2 protein-coding genes are annotated in these 2,112 nt (G+C 40.7%); both read right to left on the reverse strand.

What is annotated here, in order from left to right:
• Positions 1-260: 260 nt before the first annotated feature.
• The gene (locus ELS82_RS24415; protein WP_134837706.1) at positions 261-911 is read right to left on the reverse strand and encodes a hypothetical protein; all 651 of its coding nucleotides are present in this window, start codon (positions 909-911) and stop codon (positions 261-263) included.
• A gap of 132 nt (positions 912-1,043) precedes the next feature.
• Positions 1,044-1,508 carry a hypothetical protein gene (locus tag ELS82_RS24420; protein WP_134837707.1) on the reverse strand — a complete coding sequence of 155 codons (465 nt, stop codon included), beginning with the start codon at positions 1,506-1,508 and terminating at the stop codon, positions 1,044-1,046.
• Positions 1,509-2,112: the final 604 nt, after the last annotated feature.

Genomic DNA, 2,112 nt, shown 5'->3' on the forward strand with positions numbered 1-2,112 from the left:
CCACGAAATTTGGCATGTTTTACGGTTGGAGTTATTCAAGAACTTGAGCCGACAATACGGAATTGCCGACCGAGAAAAACGATGGGCAAAGGAAGCAAGAAGATTAGAACAAAGAACTTTTCTGCCCTTTGCCTAACGCCAAATTAAGGTGTGAACAACGCTAACCACCCGACTTAAAGCATTGTGCCATAAACACTAAACTAGCTTGAAGTGAAAGCGCCGAGCGTTGTGAATCACTCTTAAATTTATTGTTATATGCATTAGTCCGTATCACCTACATCAAAGCTAGTTTTCTTGAAGCGCTCAATACATTTCCTAGGATCTGGCCTAATTTTGAGTAAGAAAAGCATGAAAGATAAAAGAGCAAATAGGGTCGCCACTTTCACGGCAAATATCTCGGCGTTCTTACCACCACTGAACTCTACCGACTTCTGGTCGAAGTAGAACCCTGTACCCGTATAAAACACATCAGGGCTGAAGTATGTTATAAACTTCTGCTTTCCCTTAGTTACCGTATACGAGTAACTACTGAAGTTCGGTTTCAACAATTCGACACGTTGTACCACAACTGAGGGTTCACCCATCCCCTTAAAGACCGTTTTAGTAGTTTTTAGTATTGGCTTTCCATCCACTGAAAATGTAGGCGATTTCACCATTACAGGCTTTAAATGAGCATCTTTCATGGCCGATTCTAATTCTTCTGAATCAGGAATACTTTCGGTTTCAATTTCCCTTGGCACATACCCAATGATGACTTCCTCATATACAGGCTCAGTCACACTTAACTCAATTTTAGTTTCAGGACTTAGCAACCAGAACAACGTATAGCATAAATAACCTACAACTAGTCCTATCCCTGCAGATATCTCATTGAACCAAGCCAACTTTGACTCAACTTTCTGGATTTTCATCAATGCTCCTGCATATAACGCCAAATTAAGGTGTGAACAACGCTAACACCTTAGCTAAGCCATTATGCCATAAACACTAAACTGGCTTGAAGTGAGGGCGCCAAGCGTTGTGAATCACTCTTAAATTTATTGTTATAACCAACGTCGTTTCACTTTTAGGTCTGATTTTGAGGCGTTGACTACAGATTTTAAGCAAAGCTTAGTTTGATACAAACGCATATCTAAAAAATCTCCATATGTTTGGTGTTTGTCCCAACGGCTTTCCATGTATTTACTCAAAACACTATTTACGTCTTCGGAAAATAAAAAAGCACCTAGATCCGCAGCTTTTCGGACTTTAGGAAAGGCTAGATCATGATAGTGTTCTAATTTCTTTTCAAACTCCGGATTAAGTTCCTGCTTCAGTAATTCTGCATTATATAGACGTTCATAGTAATAGACTAAATCCGAGAGTGCTTCGATTAGTGTTTGATATGCAGAAACTCTAAGCTCCCACCACTTTTTGTATCGATAATCTTTAAGCGCAATAAAGGAAGTAAATAGACCAGCAATCAAACCTACAGCGCCTAGTTTTAATAGTTCAAAAACGACATCCATGAAACCTCCTGTTGGTTATAACGCCAAATTAAGTAGTGAGCAACGCTGCCACCTACCTAAAGCATTGTGCCGTAAACACTAAAGTTGATTCAAACCAAAAGTGCCAAGCGTTGCGAATCTGCTTAAATTTATTGTTATGTTTTACCACAAACACATGATTTACTTGAGAAAGAACGGCTATTTCTCACTGATTTTCTGAGCTAAACCACAAGGCCAGAACCAGCTTGGCCACTAAAGGCGATTAACCTAAAACCAGTAATTCCACTTCCCTGCCCAATGAGGCAACCCGACAAAGCTCCAACAAGCGCCCTTTCTTTCCAACCAAAGCGCAAAACAATGCCGAATTGCCGAGGCAACTGCCAAACCGAAATGCTAATTGGCTAAGAACCTAGAAGCGACTTTGAGCCAGTTAAACCAGAAACCAACCACCACGACCTGACAATGAAGCAACCCGCGAACGTTGGCATGTTTTACAGGTTGATAGATTCAAGAACTTAGACCGACAATGCGGATTTGCTGAGTCTACTAGGAACGGATTGCCAGAGGGACAAAGAACTAGGACCTAAGACATTTAAGCCTTTGAAATACAAGTAAACATAACGCC

Origin of the sequence: Vibrio ouci, assembly GCF_004551525.1 — a bacterium.
Taxonomy (GTDB): Bacteria; Pseudomonadota; Gammaproteobacteria; order Enterobacterales; family Vibrionaceae; genus Vibrio; species Vibrio ouci.